Origin of the sequence: Nocardioides sp. CCNWLW216 (assembly GCF_037120545.1) — a bacterium.
GTDB lineage: Bacteria > Actinomycetota > Actinomycetes > Propionibacteriales > Nocardioidaceae > Nocardioides > Nocardioides lianchengensis.
On record NZ_JBBBBJ010000005.1, the window covers coordinates 170,160 to 185,816 of the forward strand.

At 71.0% G+C, this 15,657-nt stretch carries 15 protein-coding genes; 10 read left to right on the plus strand and 5 right to left on the minus strand.

The features are described 5' to 3' along the window. The first annotated feature begins 24 nt into the window (after nt 1-24). Nucleotides 25-939, plus strand: coding sequence for an EamA family transporter (locus V7S47_RS13470; protein ID WP_336562023.1), 915 nt, complete (start codon nt 25-27; stop codon nt 937-939). Continuing rightward, nucleotides 896-2,110 (plus strand): MFS transporter, encoded by a 1,215-nt coding sequence (locus V7S47_RS13475; protein ID WP_336562024.1) that lies wholly within the window; start codon nt 896-898, stop codon nt 2,108-2,110. Before V7S47_RS13470 ends, V7S47_RS13475 begins: the two co-directional genes overlap by 44 nt. On the opposite strand, the gene V7S47_RS13480 is transcribed toward V7S47_RS13475, so the two are convergent. From V7S47_RS13480 to V7S47_RS13490, 3 genes are all read right to left on the minus strand, one after another. Beyond that, nucleotides 2,097-2,639 carry a hypothetical protein gene (locus V7S47_RS13480; protein ID WP_336562025.1) on the minus strand — a complete coding sequence of 181 codons (543 nt, stop codon included), beginning with the start codon at nt 2,637-2,639 and terminating at the stop codon, nt 2,097-2,099. The genes V7S47_RS13475 and V7S47_RS13480 overlap by 14 nt on opposite strands. A gap of 84 nt (nt 2,640-2,723) precedes the next feature. Then, a complete protein-coding gene (locus tag V7S47_RS13485) occupies nt 2,724-3,206 on the minus strand; it encodes a nitroreductase/quinone reductase family protein (RefSeq protein WP_336562026.1) in 483 nt (160 codons plus the stop codon). Nucleotides 3,207-3,209: 3 nt separating this feature from the next. After that, nucleotides 3,210-3,635, minus strand: a complete 426-nt coding sequence (locus tag V7S47_RS13490) for a nuclear transport factor 2 family protein (protein WP_336562027.1) — start codon at nt 3,633-3,635, stop codon at nt 3,210-3,212. Between the two features lie 48 nt (nt 3,636-3,683). On the opposite strand from V7S47_RS13490, the gene V7S47_RS13495 reads away from it, so the two are divergent. From V7S47_RS13495 to V7S47_RS13525, 7 genes are all read left to right on the plus strand, one after another. Next, complete coding sequence (locus V7S47_RS13495; protein WP_336562028.1) at nt 3,684-4,562, plus strand: TIGR03619 family F420-dependent LLM class oxidoreductase; 879 nt, start codon at nt 3,684-3,686, stop codon at nt 4,560-4,562. Between the two features lie 201 nt (nt 4,563-4,763). Next, nucleotides 4,764-5,909 carry a hypothetical protein gene (locus V7S47_RS13500; protein WP_336562029.1) on the plus strand — a complete coding sequence of 382 codons (1,146 nt, stop codon included), beginning with the start codon at nt 4,764-4,766 and terminating at the stop codon, nt 5,907-5,909. Next, nucleotides 5,909-6,748, plus strand: coding sequence for an SDR family oxidoreductase (locus V7S47_RS13505; protein ID WP_336562030.1), 840 nt, complete (start codon nt 5,909-5,911; stop codon nt 6,746-6,748). The genes V7S47_RS13500 and V7S47_RS13505 overlap by 1 nt, the downstream gene beginning before the upstream one ends. Nucleotides 6,749-6,923: 175 nt before the next feature. Continuing rightward, complete coding sequence (locus V7S47_RS13510) at nt 6,924-8,081, plus strand: sulfotransferase family protein (RefSeq protein WP_336562031.1); 1,158 nt, start codon at nt 6,924-6,926, stop codon at nt 8,079-8,081. 158 nt (nt 8,082-8,239) lie between these two features. Further along, on the plus strand, nt 8,240-9,313 hold the full coding sequence (locus tag V7S47_RS13515; RefSeq protein ID WP_336562032.1) for an NAD(P)H-dependent amine dehydrogenase family protein: 1,074 nt from the start codon (nt 8,240-8,242) through the stop codon (nt 9,311-9,313). Between the two features lie 331 nt (nt 9,314-9,644). Further along, nucleotides 9,645-10,895, plus strand: coding sequence for an HNH endonuclease (locus V7S47_RS13520; RefSeq protein ID WP_336562033.1), 1,251 nt, complete (start codon nt 9,645-9,647; stop codon nt 10,893-10,895). A 385-nt stretch (nt 10,896-11,280) separates the two neighbouring features. Further along, nucleotides 11,281-11,724, plus strand: a complete 444-nt coding sequence (locus V7S47_RS13525; protein WP_336562034.1) for a hypothetical protein — start codon at nt 11,281-11,283, stop codon at nt 11,722-11,724. Here the strand turns inward: V7S47_RS13525 and V7S47_RS13530 are convergent. Next, a complete protein-coding gene (locus V7S47_RS13530) occupies nt 11,664-12,647 on the minus strand; it encodes an AraC family transcriptional regulator (RefSeq protein ID WP_336562035.1) in 984 nt (327 codons plus the stop codon). The genes V7S47_RS13525 and V7S47_RS13530 overlap by 61 nt on opposite strands. A gap of 81 nt (nt 12,648-12,728) precedes the next feature. Here V7S47_RS13530 and V7S47_RS13535 point away from each other — a divergent pair, with 81 nt between their 5' ends. Further along, on the plus strand, nt 12,729-13,208 hold the full coding sequence (locus V7S47_RS13535) for an anthrone oxygenase family protein (protein WP_336562036.1): 480 nt from the start codon (nt 12,729-12,731) through the stop codon (nt 13,206-13,208). Nucleotides 13,209-13,277: 69 nt separating this feature from the next. Here V7S47_RS13535 and V7S47_RS13540 read toward each other — a convergent pair whose 3' ends face one another. Continuing rightward, on the minus strand, nt 13,278-15,605 hold the full coding sequence (locus tag V7S47_RS13540; RefSeq protein ID WP_336562037.1) for a PQQ-dependent sugar dehydrogenase: 2,328 nt from the start codon (nt 15,603-15,605) through the stop codon (nt 13,278-13,280). Nucleotides 15,606-15,657 lie beyond the last annotated feature (52 nt).

Here is a 15,657-nt window from a genome sequence, read left to right on the forward strand (position 1 = left end):
GACGTGGAAACTATTCTGTTTTCCATGGAAACAAAGGTCCTCGTGACGACCGCCCTCGCCCCGATCGCCTGGGGCAGCGGCTACTACGTGACCGAGACCTACCTGCCGCCGGACCGCCCGCTCTTCGGCGCCCTGGTCCGCGCGCTCCCCTTCGGGCTGCTCCTGCTGGCCTTCCGGCCGCACCTGCCGCGCGGCGCCTGGTGGTGGCGGGCCGCCGTCCTCGGCGTCCTCAACGTCGGCGCCTTCTTCGTCCTGGTCTTCGTCGCGGCCTACCGCCTGCCCGGCGGCCTGGCCGCGACCCTCACGGCCACCAGCCCGATCGCGATCATGCTGCTGGCCTGGCTGCTGGTGCGCGAGCGGCCGCACGTCGCGTCGATCGCCGGCGCCGCGGTCGGCGCGGTCGGGGTGGCCCTGCTGGTGCTGCGCTCCGGCTTCGCCGTCGACCCGTACGGCGTCGCCGCGTCGCTCGGCGCGGTCGCGATGTCGTCGCTCGGCTACGTGCTGGTCAAGCGCTGGTCCGCGCCGGTCGACCTGCTCACCCTCACCGCGTGGCAGCTGGTCGCGGGCGGCCTGGTGCTGCTGCCGGTCGCGCTGCTCGTCGAGGGCGCCCCGCCTCCGATCGACGCCCGCGCGGTCGGCGGCTTCCTGTTCATCGGCCTGGTCGGGACCCTGCTGGCGTTCGTGGTCTGGTTCCGCGGGCTCCGTGAGCTGCCGGCCGCGGCGGTCGCGCTGGTCGGACTGCTCAACCCGGTCGCGGGCACCCTGATCGGCATCCTGCTGGCCGGTGAGTCCTTCGGGGCGACCCAGGCGGGCGGGATGGCGCTCGTCCTCGCCGGCGTGCTCGCCGGGCAGCCCGCCGTACTCGCCGCGCTCCGCCGGCGCCAGAATGGGGCGGATGCAGCCGTCGTCGGGGACCGGGAGCACGTTCCGGCTGCGTGACGTCGCGCTGGTCGGCTACGGCCCGACCATCGTCAACGCCACCGGGCACGGCGCCGTCATGCCGGTGCTGGCGCTGCGCGCCCGCGAGCTCGGCGCCGACGTCAGCACCGCGGCCCTCGTGGTGGCGCTGCTCGGCATCGGCCAGCTGCTCGGCTCGCTCCCGGCCGGCGCCCTGATCGCGCGCATCGGCGAGCGCCGCACCCTCCTGTACGGCGGACTGGTCGACGCGGTCGTCATGGTGGCCGCCGCCCTCAGCGGCTCGGTCCTGGTGCTCGGTGTCGCGACCGTCCTGAGCGGCTTCACGTGGACGGCGTTCCTGCTGGCCCGCCAGGGCTTCATGATCGACGCCGTCCCGCTCTCGCACCGGGCCCGCGCCCTCTCCGGACTGGGCGGGGCGCACCGGGTCGGGATCTTCCTCGGCCCGCTCCTGGGCGCCGCGCTGATCCACGTCACCAGCCTGCGCTCGGTCTTCTTCCTGGCTGCCGTCATGTCGGTCGCGTCCGCGTTGATGGCCCGGCTGATGCCCGATCTGGGCTCGGAGAACCGGCAGGAGGCGAGCTCGCTCGGCCACCTGAGCGTCTGGTCGGTGCTGGCCGCGCACCGTCGTACGCTCCTGACGCTGGGGGTGGCGATCGTGGTCATCGGCGCGTCCCGCTCGGTCCGCAACGGCCTGCTGCCCCTCTGGGCCGACCACGTCGGGCTCGCCGCCGCGACCACGTCGCTGATCTTCGCGATCGCCGCCGCCATCGACATCGCGTTCTTCTTCCCGGGCGGCTGGCTGATGGACACCCGCGGTCGCACCGTCGTCGCGGTCCCGGTCGTGGCCACGGTCGCGGTCGCGGCGCTGCTGCTCCCGCTCACCCACGAGGCCTGGTCGGTCACCCTCGTGGTCGCCCTGATCGCCCTCGGCAACGGGCTCGGCTCGGGGATCGTGATGACCCTCGGCGCCGACGCGGCCCCCGCCCAGGGGCGCTCGCAGTTCCTCGGCGGCTGGCGGCTCTGCGGCGACCTCGGCAACACCGCCGGCCCGCTGCTGGTGGGCGCGGTCGCGCTGGTGGCGCCGCTGGCCACGGCCTCGGTCGCCATCGGCCTGCTGATGGCCGCCGGAACGGCCTGGGTCGGCTACTGGGTACGACGGGCCGACCGCGAGCGGTCGGTCAGCGGACGGTGACCGTGACCTCGTTGGAGACCAGGCCGTTGTCGGTGTCCTTCATGCGGAACTTGTTCTTGCCGAGCTGCCCGGTCTGCACGTAGGTCGTGAACGTCTCATTGCTCACCGACGCGGTGACGGGGAACTCGACCCACTCCTCGCCGGCCAGTCGCTCGACCTGCAGGATCGCCCCCTCACCGTCGGGGTAGACGCCCGTGAGGTCGATGTTCTCCATCGGGCCGACCTCGCTCTTCCCGAGCGACAGGGTGATCTCGTCCTCGGGCTCCTCGGACTCCGTCGGCGCCGGCGCCGAGGAGGTCTCGCCCGGCGCGAAGGTGATCGCAGGGTCGTTGGAGTCCGGCGTCTTGGAGGGCGTCGGGAGGTAGAGCGACTCGGCCGAGCTCGTCTGGGTGGTCGCCGAGTCCTCGCCCAGGCCGAGCACCTGCGTGGCCGCCAGCGCCGCACCGCCGAGCACCAGGCCGACGACCACCGCGACGCCGACCAGCGCGACGATGCCTGTCAGGACGGGACGTCCCTCTCCTTGGGCCATGGGGCGCTCACTCCAGGTCGTGCGGTCGGCGTACGACGGCCATTGTCGGGGACGACGCCAACTCGCACCAAGCCAGGGACCCGCTCACCGCGGCTCGAGCACCACCACGGGGATCTCGCGGTCGGTCCAGCGCGCGTACTTCTCGAAGTCGGCGTAGAGCTCGACCAACCGCGGCCAGAGCGCCGCCCGCTCGTCGGGCCCGGCCTCGCGGGCCCGCACCGCACGCTTCCCCCCGGGCAGGTGCACGACCGTGTCGGGGGCGGCGAGCAGGTTGGGGTACCACTGCGGGTTCTTCGGGAGCCCGCCCTGCGAGGCCACGACGACGAGGTCGGCGCCGTCGCGGAGGTAGAGCAAGGGCGTCGTGAACCGCTTCCCGGACTTGCGGCCGACGTGGTCGAGGAGCAGCGTCGGCACCGGCTTCCTCCAGCCCGCGCCGATCCGCCACTTGTTGCCCACCCGGCCGTTGGTCAGCCGGAACACCCTCACCTGCGCCTTCGCCATGTACTTGATGACCTTGACGGTCACCGGCGAGTCCAGGCCCTCGGGACGCTCCTCGGGAAGACCCACGACTCAGACCGTCCGTTTCCAGACGATCTCCTCGTGCAGCTGCCGGCTGCGCCAGCCGTCGGCCGTCCGGGTCAGCGTGTGGTGGTAGATCCCACCGAACTCCACGACCTTCTCGGCCCCGTCCGGGGTGGTGGTCGGCATCGGGTTGTGGAAGTAGGCGTCCACGGTCGCCTCGTCGCCGTCGATCGCGATGTCGAGCTGACCGAGGGTGTGCATCCGCTTCGGGAAGAAGGCGGGCAGCACCTCGGCCAGCCAGGGCTTCACCTCGGCGTACGACGCGTCGATGCCGCCCGACTCCACGTAGTTGATCTGCGCGTCGGGGGTGAAGACGGTGTCGAGCTTGTCCCACTCACCCGTGTCGATCGCCCGCGTGTAGCGGATGAGCACGTCGGTGATCTCGAGCCGGTCGGAGATGGTCTGCAGGTCCACGTCCCGAACTGTGGCATGAAACTGGAACACGTTCTAGTGTTCGGTCTTATGCGATTCACGTACGCCGAGGCGATGACCCAGGCGAAGTTCTACGCACCGCTGGCCCAGGCGGCCGAGGCCGCGGGCTACACGAGCATGACCGTGGCCGACAGCCTCATCTACCCGGAGAACTCGGACTCGAAGTACCCCTACACCGACACCGGTGACCGGGAGTTCCTCGACGGCAAGGAGTTCATCGAGGCGATGGTGCTCTGCGCCCACCTCTTCGCGGTGACCACCACGCTGCGCCTGACGCCGTTCGTCATCAAGCTGCCCGTCCGCCCGCCGGTCCTGGTCGCCAAGCAGGCCTCCTCGCTGGCCTTCCTCTCCGACAACCGCCTCGGCCTGGGCGTGGGCATCTCGCCGTGGCCCGAGGACTTCGCCAACCTGGGCGTCTCCTGGGAGCGCCGCGGCAAGCGGATGGACGAGTGCATGGACATCCTGCGCGGGCTCACCACCGGCGAGTTCTTCTCGTACGACGGCGAGTTCTACCAGGTCGACTCGCTCAAGCAGTGCCCCGGCGCGACCGAGAGGATCCCGCTCCTGGTGGGCGGTCACGTGGACGCCGCGCTGCGGCGCGCCGTCCGCAAGGGCGACGGGTGGATGCACGCCGGCGGCGACGGCGAGGAGCTCGACCGGCTGCTGAAGCGACTCGCCGAGATCCGCGCCGAGGAGGGCGACACCCGCGACGACTTCGAGGTGCACGTCATCTCCTACGACGCCTACGACCTCGACGGCATCAAGCGCCTGGAGGACAAGGGCGTCACCGACTGCATCGTCGGCTTCCGGGTCCCCTACATCAAGGGCCCCGACACCGAGCCGCTCGACGCCAAGATCAAGCACCTCGAGCAGTACGCCGAGAACATCATCAGCAAGGTCGGTGGTTGAGGTGCTCCGGAGCGACGCAGGAGCGGAGGAGCCTCGAAAGTCGGTGGTTGAGGTGCTCCGGAGCGACGCAGGAGCGGAGGAGCCTCGAAACCCCCGCAGGTCGAGAAGCAGCCTGCGATCAAGGCCGTCGTACGGCTCACCGGGCTTCGAGACGGGACTTCGTCCCTCCTCAGCCACCGGCGCTGGTGCGGGAGGTCTCGCATGAGTGAGTCGCTCGACCTGACCAAGCCGCTCCGGGACGCCATCGCGGAGGCGGAGGAGCTGGTCGCCAACGCGCCGTTCATCAGGACCGAGGCGGACCGGCTGGAGGGCTACGACTACCTGTCCGGGCGGATCCGGATGGCCATGCAGATGGCCTTCGACCACGACCTCGACCGACCGGTCTTCATCAATCCCACCCACCAGTACTCCCGCCAGGGCCTCGACAACCCCGACGCGATCTACTTCAACGCCTACCTCCGCGAGGGCGTCGAGTACGTCGTCCGCGGCCGCCGCGGCACCAGCGCCGACCTGTCCTTCCAGGTGATGGGCGGGGCGTACTCCGCCGACTCCGCGGCGACGTCGCTGATGGCCTTCGACGACCGCGAGCTGGAGAAGGACGCCGACGGGAACTTCGAGTTCACCTACGTCGCCGAGCCGGGCGCGAAGACGCTGATCGTGCGCGAGGTCTTCAACGACTGGGACACCGAGGAGCGCGGCACGCTGACCATCGAGCGCCCCGACACCCTCGGGAAGCCGGCCGCGCCGTTCAGCGAGGACCGGCTGCGCAAGCGCTACGAGGTGGCGGCCCGGTCGCTGGTCGGCTCGATCCAGACGTGGTTCGCCTTCCCCCACTTCTTCCAGTACAAGGAGCCGGTCAACACCCTGACCCTCCCGCAGTCGACGCCCGGCGGGCTGGCCTCGCAGCGCTCCTCGATCGGCCACTACGAGCTGGCCGAGGACGAGGCGATGATCGTCACCGTCCCGGAGTGCGCGGACTGCTCCTACCAGGGCATCCAGATCGGCTCGGACTGGTACGCCTCGACTGACTACGAGACCCACCAGACCTCGCTGACCAAGGCCCAGGCGGTCACCGATCCCGACGGCAAGATGCGGTTCGTGGTCTCCGAGGGCAACCCGGGCATCGCCAACTGGCTCGAGACCCTCGGTCACCGCACCGGCGCGATGATGCTGCGCTGGCAGCGCCTGGAGCGCGACCTCGGTCCCGAGGACGGCCCGGTCGTCGAGATCTGCAAGCTCTCCGAGGTCGCCGACCGGCTGCCTCACTTCTCCCCCGTCACCACCGAGGAGTACGCCGAGCGCATCGCCGCGCGTCAGCGCTCCGTTGCCCGAAGGATGATCAGCTGATGACCGAGCTTGGCTACGCCGAGGCCCACGACACCTCGATCGAGGAGCGTTACTCCGCCGTACCCCTGCTGAAGGGGAAGGTGATCGTCATCTCCGGCATCGGCCCCGGGCTGGGCCGGTCGCTGGCCGACGAGGCCGCGAAGATGGGCGCCGACCTGGTGATCGCCAGCCGCACCGAGTCCCGCCTGCTGGAGCTGCAGGCCGACCTCGAGGGCCACGGCGTGAAGGTGGTCAGCGTGGTCACCGACGTGACCGACGAGGACTCGCGGGTCAACCTGCGGGACAAGACGCTCGAGGCGTTCGGCCGCGTCGACTGCGTCATCAACAACGCCTTCACGATCCCGCCGATGGACCCGATCACCCAGATCGACCCGCGCAAGCTCGCGAAGGTCAACGAGACCAACGTCTTCGCCCCGCTGCGACTCTCGGCGCTCTTCGCCGACGCCCTCGCGGAGTCGAAGGGCTCGCTGATCATGCTGAACTCCTGCGTCTCGTTCTCCTCGCAGCCCGAGTACGCCGGCTACAAGCTCTCCAAGGGCGCCCTCGAGCACCTGGCCTCCTCGCTGGCCACCGAGCTCGGCCCCCGCGGCATCCGGGTCAACAGCGTCGCGCCGTCGTACATCTACGAGGACGTGAACCGCGGCTACTTCGACTTCCTCGGCGCCGTCGAGAACAAGACCCACGAGGAGGTGTACGCCGAGAAGGCCGCGCCCACCGACCTCAAACGGCTGGCCTCCTCCGAGGAGGTCGCCCGCGCGACCCTCTTCCTCGCCTCGGACCTCGCGTCGGCTGTGACCGGCCAGATGCTCACCGTCGACTGCGGCGAGTTCCACAGCTGATGTGCGCACCCCCGCCCCCACCGGTGGTTGAGGAGGAGCGAAGTCCCGTCTCGAAACCCAGCGAGACGTACGACGGCCTCGATCGAGGTCGCCGGCCGGCTGCGGGGGTTTCGAGACGGTCGCAGAGCGACCTCCTCAACCACCGGGGGCGGCCGGGACGACGAAAGGCGACACGATGAGCGACAACATCATGGTGCGCACGCGCCCCGACCTCGGGTCGTACGACGACATCGCGGCCGCGGCGGTGCGCACCACCGGCCTGAGCGACTTCGGCGACGGGGTCCACGAGGAGGGCCTGCGGGTCCTGGCCGAGGACCTGGCCTCCCCGGAGGCGGGGCTGACGCCGCTCGGCAACTACTTCCAGCGCTCCGAGGTGAAGGGCGCGCTGGTCGGCGTACTGCTGACGCAGGCGCAGTTCGCGGCCCACCCGGAGCACCGCGACGTCCCCATCGAGCGGCCGATCTTCCTGATGGGCCTGCCGCGCACGGGGACGACGGCGCTGCACCGCTACCTGCACGCCGACCCGAACGCCCAGGGCCTGGAGATGTGGCTGACGCAGTACCCGCAGCCGCGACCCCCGCGGGACACCTGGGAGTCGGACCCCATCTTCACCGCCATGCAGTCGGCGTTCGCTGCGCACCACACGGACAGCCCCGAGTTCATGGGGATCCACTACATGGATGCGACGACCGTCGAGGAGTGCTGGCGGCTGCTGCGCCAGACCGGCAAGTCCAACTCCTACGAGTCGTTGGCCAACCTGCCGCGCTACACCTCGTGGCTGAAGGAGCAGGACTGGACCGACGCCTACGCGCGGCACAAGCAGAACCTCCAGCTGGTGGGCCTCAACGACCCCGAGAAGCGCTGGGTGCTGAAGAACCCGTCCCACATGACCGCGCTCGACGCGCTGATGACGGTCTATCCCGACGCACTGATCGTCTACACGCACCGCGACCCGGTCACCTGCATCGCGTCGTCCTGCTCGCTGTCCGCGGAGACGACCGCGGGCCACAGCTCGACGTACGTCGGCGGCGTGATCGGCCACACCCAGCTCGACCTGTGGTCGCGGGCCTTCCACGCCTTCCACGACGCGCGGCCGAAGTACGACCAGAGCCAGTTCATCGACATCGCGTTCCAGGACCTGGTGACCGACCCGCTCGCGGTCACCCGCCGGGTCTACGACCAGTTCGGGCTCGACTGGACCCCCGAGGTGCAGACGGCGATCGAGGAGATCGACCAGGAGTCCAAGCAGGGCAAGGCCAAGCCCTCGCACACCTACACCTTGAAGGACTACGGCCTCACCGAGGCCCGCGTCCGAGAGGCGTTCGACCGCTGACCCTCGCCGACCTTCGCTGGTCGAGCACTGACCTTCGCCCCACCCCCGCTGGTCGAGCACTGACCTTCGCGGCCCCCCGCTGGTCGAGCACTGACCTTCGCGGCCCCCCGCTGGTCGAGTAGCGAGCGCAGCGAGCGTATCGAGACCCAAGGAGCAACATGACCAAGAAGCGCATCGTCGTCTGGGGCACCGGCGTCGTCGGATCGATGGTGATCGCCGAGGTCCTCGACCACCCGGTGTTCGAGCTCGTCGGCGTCGGCGTCTCGCGGGAGGCGCGCGCGGGCCAGGACGTCGGCACGCTGCTCGGCCTGGAGCCGGTCGGCATCGACACCACGACCTCCGTCGACGACCTGATCGCGCTGCGGCCCGACGCCCTGGTCCACTACGGCCCGACCGCCCAGAAGGCCGACGAGAACATCCGGGTGATGTCCGCGTTCCTGCGCGCCGGCATCGATGTCTGCTCGACCGCGATGACGCCCTGGGTGTGGCCGCAGATGAAGCAGAACCCCGCGCCGTGGATCGACCCGATCACGGAGGCCTGCGCCGCCGGGGGCTCGTCGTGCTTCACCACCGGCATCGACCCCGGCTTCGCCAACGACCTGTTCCCGCTGACCCTGATGGGCCTCTGCGGTCGGGTCGACTCGGTGCGCGCCTCGGAGCTTCTCGACTACACCGACTACGAGGGCGACTACGAGGACGAGATGGGCATCGGCCGTCCGCCGTCCTTCACCCCTCTGCTGGAGATCCCCGACCTGCTGGTCATGGCCTGGGGCGCCACCGTCCCGATGATCGCCCACGCCGCCGGCATCGAGCTCGACGACATCACCACCACCTGGGAGAAGTGGGTGACCCCCGAGGACCGGAAGACCGCCAAGGGCGTGATCTCCGCCGGGAACGTCGCGGCGATCCGCTTCACCATCAACGGCGTGTACGACGGCCGCGAGGTGATCACGCTCGAGCACGTGAACCGGATCGGCCTGGACGCCGCCCCCGAGTGGCCGGCCGGCTCCGCCGACGACGTCTACCGCGTCGACATCTCCGGCTCGCCATCGATCAGTCAGGAGACCGCCTTCCGGTTCACCGACGGCTCCGGCCGCTCCCCCGCGGTCGCTGGCTGTCTCGCAACGGGACTGCGGGCGCTGAACGCCGTACCCGCCGTCAACGACCTGCCCGCCGGCTGGGTCACCGCCCTCGACCTCCCCCTCGTCCCCGGCGTCGGCACCATCCGCTGACCCCTCCGGCAGTCCGCGCCGGCAGTCGCCGCCGGTGGTACCAGCCGGTGGTAGCGGCCGGTGGTTGAGCAATGAAGGACGAAGTCCTGAACGCCCGTCGAGACCCCCGCAGCCCTGCCGCTGACCTCGTTCGAGCCGGCCTCTGCCGCGGCGTCTGCGCCTGGCACCAGGCCGGTTCAAAGACATTTACTGAAAGAAGGGGGCTCACCGTCCGCGGTGATCAAGGGCCATCACGAGCCTGCTTCTGGCTTTCGGTCTCTTCGGGTCGACCGTTCGAACAAGGCTGTGAACAACCCTCGCATTCGATCACCTGTTCGACTAGAATGACGGCATGGCTCGGGACCTCGACGACTGCGACACCGCACCCACGGTGCTGTCGTACGTGCGCGCCCGACGCACCAGCCAGCTCCAGGCCGAGGCCGACCAGCTCGCCGCCGCCGTCACTTGGGCCGGCATGCACTCCACCGACTCCCTGCAGGATGCCGCCGCGGTGTGGATCCCAGGGTGCGAGGACGAGATGGCCATCGCCGGCCCCGGCGCACCATTGATCGCCGAGTTCAGTGTGCTGGAGTTCTCCGCCGCGCTCGGCCTGTCCTCGGACTCCGGGCGGATCTACCTCGGACACGCCGTCGAGCTCGCCCACCGCCTGCCGCGGGTCTACGAACGCGTCCAGTCCCTCGACCTGCCGGTGTGGAAGGCCCGCCGGATCGCGGCGGAGACCATCGACCTCCCCGAGGACGGCGCCGAGTTCGTCGACACCCACGTCGCCGCGACCGCGCACAAGATCTCCATCGCCCAACTCGACCGCACCATCGAAGAAGCACGCACCCGCTTCGACCCCGAAGCAGCCCAGCAGCGGGCCCGGGATGCGGCCGAGGTGCGGCACTTCGACATCGAGACCCAGCAGGTCTCCTACGACGGCCATGTCGAAGTCCGCGAAACGTTGGACCTGGTCGACGCACTGGATCTGGAGGACGCGGTCGCGCGGGGTGCGAGCCACCTCGGCACCATCGCCGACGGGCTCTCCCTCGACGTACGGCGCTCCATCGCCGTCGGTGACCTCGCCCGCCGCCAGCTCACCCTCGACCTCAACGCCGACCCCGACCCCGACCGGAAGCGACCCCGGCAGGTCGTCGTGCACGTCCACCTCGCCGACGCCGCCATCGCCCGCGTCGAGAACACCCGGTCGATGATCTCGGTCGAACAGGTGCGGTCCTGGTGTCAGGACGGAGACAGTCAGGTCGTCATCAAGCCCGTGATCGACCTTGCCGGTCACGTCCACGTGGATGCCTACGAGGTTCCCGACAGGTTGAAGGAACGCCAGGCCCTGCTCCAGCACTCCTGCGTCTTCCTGTGGTGCCGCAGGCGCGCGAGGTCGTGCGACCACGACCACAGTGACCCAGCCGCCAGGGGCGGCGCAACGTGTGACTGCAACATCGCCCCACTCTGCCGACGACATCACCGCGCCAAGACCCACACCCGCTGGCGCTACGACAAGGTCGATGACACGACGTTCGTCTGGCGCAGCCCCAACGGACTGACCTACACGCGCGACCACACCGGCACCACCCCGCAGCCCTGACGGCCACAGCCCGAGGGGCTACGGGCGCGCCGCCGTGACGGTGACGGTCGAACCCGGCTCGGCCATGGTTCCGGGCTCGCGGTCCGCAGCCAGGACGGTCCCAGCGCGCAGGACGCCTCCGCCCTCCAGACGCAGCACCACGAGGAACCCGGCGCGCGCCCGCACTCGCCGGTTGGCATCCACGGGGCGATCGTGTCGAGACCGTGACTCGCGACAGGGCGTCGGTCACGGCGGAGCAGCCTCAAACGGCCCCGCCCTCGCTGGACTCGACGGCGCCCAGCAGGGCCACCCTCCCCCGGACCTCGGTCGGAGGTTCCCGACCTTCTCCACAGGCGCGGACCGGCCCGGTTTCACCGCCCCCGCCGTACGGCGATGCTGCCCGGTCATGACGAGACTCCGCGACCTGACCATCGCCCTGCCGCCGCGCTGGCGGCGGCGCTCGGACCCCGACCACGGCGTGCTGGTGCACGCGCGGGCGGCCACACTCCCGCACAGCGGCGTGGCGCCCGAGCTGGTGCTGCGGTGCGCGCCGGTCGACGACGACCTCCCGCAGTGGCGGGCCGACGCGATGAGCGAGCTGGCCGGGCAGCTGGTCGGGTTCGAGGTGGACGACGAGGACGCGTTCGAGCTGGAGGGGCGGCCGGTGGTCTACGCGCGGTTCGCACACCGGCTCGGGTCCACCGACCTGGTCAGCGAGCAGTGGTCGTGGCTGCTCGGCGGCACCGGGATCACCCTCACCGGGACGGTCGCGCGCGAGGACTACGCCGACTACTGCGAGGTGTTCGACGCGGTGGCGGCGACGTTCGAGCCGGGATCGCGGGCGGCCTGACGCCGGTGCTCGCGCGGGCTGACCCCGCGGGCGCGCTTGAACGCGGTCGAGAGCGCGAACGGCGTCGCGTAGCCGACCTGCCGGGCCACACCCGCCACCGTCGCGTCGGGCTCGAGCAGCAGGTCGGCGGCCAGGGCCAGGCGCCACTCGGTCAGGAACGCCATCGGCGGTACGCCGACCACCGCCGCGAACCGCCGCGCGAACGCTGCCCGCGACGCCCCGCCGGCCGCCGCCAGCTCGGCGACGCTCCAGGACCGCTCCGGGTGGTGCTGCAGCAGCCGCAGGGCCGGCCCGACGACCGGGTCGCCCTGGCCGACGTACCAGCCGGGCGGGTCGGCGTCGGGGCGGGCGAACCAGGCCCGCAGCACCGTGATCAGCAGCAGGTCGAGGAGCCGGTCGAGGACCGCGTCCTGACCGGGGGCGTCCTTGACGATCTCGTCGGCCAGCAGCGCCACCAGCGGGGAGTCGAGCTCGGCCGCCCGCAGCACGAGCAGGCCGGGGAGCGCCCGGAGCAGCCGGCCGCTGACCTCGCCCTCGAGGAGGTAGGCGCCGGTGAGCAGCACCGTCTCGCCGGCGGCGCTGTTGCCCCAGCTCCGCACGCCCTGGTGCAGCTCCTCGGCGAGCTCGCGACCGTCCGGCGTCACGCAGACCTGGCCCGGCAGGATCCGGGCGAAGGGCTCCGCGCCGGGGGTGTCGGCGACGCTCCAGTGGTCCGTCCCGACCGCGATCACGACGTCCCCGACCTCGAGCCGTACGGCGGCGCCGCGGTCCGGGACCGCCCATGCGTGCCCACGGACGACCGCCGTCACCGACAGCGGCGACTCGTCCTCCAGCCGGACCGCCCAGGGCGGGTCCAGCAGGCAGCGCACCAGGAAGGCGCCCCGAGCACGGGGGCCGTCGAGCAGCGCGGCGAGGCCGTCCATGCCGCCGAGCGTAGACGCTGGCGTATGGATCCGACACCGCCAGCGATGGATCGTCTCGACTGGGCGTCCCACGATGAGGGCATGAGCATCGACGACCTCCGCGCCCCCGTCCTGACCGCCGCCCTGGTGCTGGGCGGCCTCCAGGCCGGCACCTACTACACCTGGGCCAGCGGCGTGATGCCCGGCCTGGGCCGGGTCGACGACCGGACGTTCGTGCACGCGATGCAGCAGATGAACGTCGCGATCGTGAACCCGGTCTTCCTCGCCAGCTTCCTCGGCGCCCCGGCGCTCGCCGGAGCGGCGGTGCTCGCGACGCACGGGAGCGCCCGGTGGTGGGTGGTCGCCGGGGCCGGTCTCGCGGTCGCCACCGTGGTGGTCACCGGCGCCCTCAACGTGCCGCTCAACGACGCCCTCGCCGGCGCCGGGCCGGTCGACTCGATCCGCGACCTGGCCGCCGTACGCGCCGACTTCGAGTCGACCTGGCGGCGCTGGAACGTCGTCCGCACCCTCACCTCGACCGCGTCCGTGGCCTGCCTGGCCGTCGCCGCGCTCCGCAGCTGAGGCTGGTGGACGGACTCGCCGGGCCGGTGCGAACCGCACCGACCCGGCGATCTCATCCGCGCCGTCGGGTCAGTAGCCCGCGAGGTAGCGGCGGTACTGCTGCCGCACCTGCCCGGCGGAGGCGGCCTTGTCGAGGAACACCAGGGAGTCCATGCGGCAGTCGCAGGGATTGCGCTCGAGGGTGTTCTGCGGGAACGACCCACCGATCTTGATGCCCCGAGGCAGCGTGTCGGAGGTGCCGGTGCCGTCGACCTGCCACGGGTCGGAGGTCGAGGTGTAGAACCCGTCGACCGGCTTGCCGTTGCGGTAGAGCGCCATCTCACCGGTCGTGTAGTCGAACGTCGCGGCCAGGTGCACCCAGCGACCGCGAGGCAGCAGCGAGCGCCAGTCCGCGGAGGCGGCGTACGTCGAGGACGAGCCGTCGTCGAGCCGCCGACCGAGGGCCACCAGCTTCAGCTCCCCGTCGACGTTGATCAGCTCCAGCAGCGCCCGGACGCCGTGCCCGTCGGAGTTGCCGGCGAGGACCCCCGCGAGGCCGATCGCGTTGTAGCGGTCGGTCGGGTCGGGCGTGGTCGAGTTCAGTGCCGGGCCGGTGCCGTTCATCTTGAACCAGCCCATCACCGTGGCCTGCTCGGCGCCGGCGAAGCGGTCCAGCGAGGCCACCCCGTCCTGCCCCCACACGCCCGCCTTCCAGTCGTCGTTGCCGGCGACCGTCGGGTTGACCTGCTGGGTCTGGATCGAGCTCCGGCTGCCCGGGTAGGCGCCGTCGCGCACCCGCATGTCCTCGCCCCCGTTGACCAGGTCGAGCAGCGTGCGCGACGGGCCCTGGTCCTCCTCCTTCGCGCCGTCGACCGCGAACGGGTGCTCGAAGTCGTACGCCGCCACCACCGAGTCGGACAGCGCGGGGAGCGTCTCGTCCTTCCAGGGGGTGTTGCGGGTCCCGACGACCTTCCACACCTTCCCGTTGGCCTTCGCGAGCAGGTAGAGCTCGCCGCGGGCGTCGACGCCGAAGCGCAGGTCGACGCGGTGGTCGTCGACGAGGTCGGTCATCCGCAGCCGCTCCCCGTCGGTGGTCCACAGCTGCATCTCGTGCAGGGTCGCCTCCCGGCCGGTCTCCTGACGCATCTGACCGGCCTGCGCCCACAGGACGCGTCCGTCGACCAGGTCGCCGAACACGTACTTGCCCCGCAGCGCGGGCAGCTTCCCGCGGTAGACCTGCCCACCGCTGATGCCGTGACCGCTGTCGGACGTGCACGGCCAGCCGGCCGGCGCGTCGTGGTCGTACGCCGCCACCGGGTAGACGTAGCCGTGCTGGGCATCGTCCGCGGGCAGCGGGTAGAGGTTGCACTGGTCGTCGTTGTCGTACACGAACCGGCCCTCGCGCGGGTTCCAGCCGAAGTTGTCCCCCGGCCGGACCTCGTAGACCGCCTCGACCTGGTGCTGACCGATGTGACCGAGGTACATCCGGTGCCGGCCCTGGGGGTCCCACGAGAACCGGTGCGGGTCACGCATGCCGATCGCCCAGGTCTCGCCGAGGGCGCCGGCGTCCCCGACGAACGGGTTGGACCGCGGGACGCCGTAGCTGCCCGTGGGGCCGTCGGTGCCGCGCGGATCGATCCGCCAGATCTTGCCGTAGGGGTTGTCGAGGGTCTGCGGCTGGTCGGTCGTCAGGCCGATGCCGCCGTCGCCGATCGCGACGTAGAGCTGGCCGTAGTCGTCGTCACGCGGCTCGGCCGTGGGGTTGAAGTCGATCTGCTGGATCGCGTGGATCTGGCTGGCGAACCCGAGCCGCAGCACCTCGCGGCGGGTACCGCGGAAGACGTTGGCGTCGGGGTTGCGCGCGGTCCACTCGGTGACGACGCTGTGGCTGAACGTGGGCGTCTGGGCCGGGTACGTCGTCGCCGGCAGCGTCGTCATGTCGGCGGTCTTCTCGGTGTGCACCGTGTAGAAGAGGCCGTTGTCCTCGAAGTCGGGGTGGAAGGACACGAAGCCGAAGCCACTGCCCATGCCGCGACCGGAGTAGAAGCTCGGGAACTGCGCCTTGATGTCGAGGTAGCGGTGCTCGCGCCCCCGGTCCAGCAGGTAGAGCGGGCCGTTGAGGTCCGGGACGTACTGCCGTCGGGTGCCGTCGGGGATGTCGCCGATGTAGTTGATGCGGTTGTGGCGCATCAGCCGGTAGTCGGTCGGCGCCGGGGTGGGCTCCGAGGCGGGGAACTGGTGGTGCTCCTCGAGCACCAGGCCCAGCGACGACCGGAGCGGCTTGTCGGGATAGGGGTCGGCGATCGGGGTGCCGTCGGCGGCGGCCGGTACGGCGCTCCCGGTCGACGGCGTGGGGGTGAACAGACCCACGACCAGCGCACCGGCCGCGGCCGTCACCCACCAGCGTGACTTGCCCATGAGGGACTCTCTTCCTCCCCACGGCGGCTACCGTGGGGATCTCCTGTAGAAG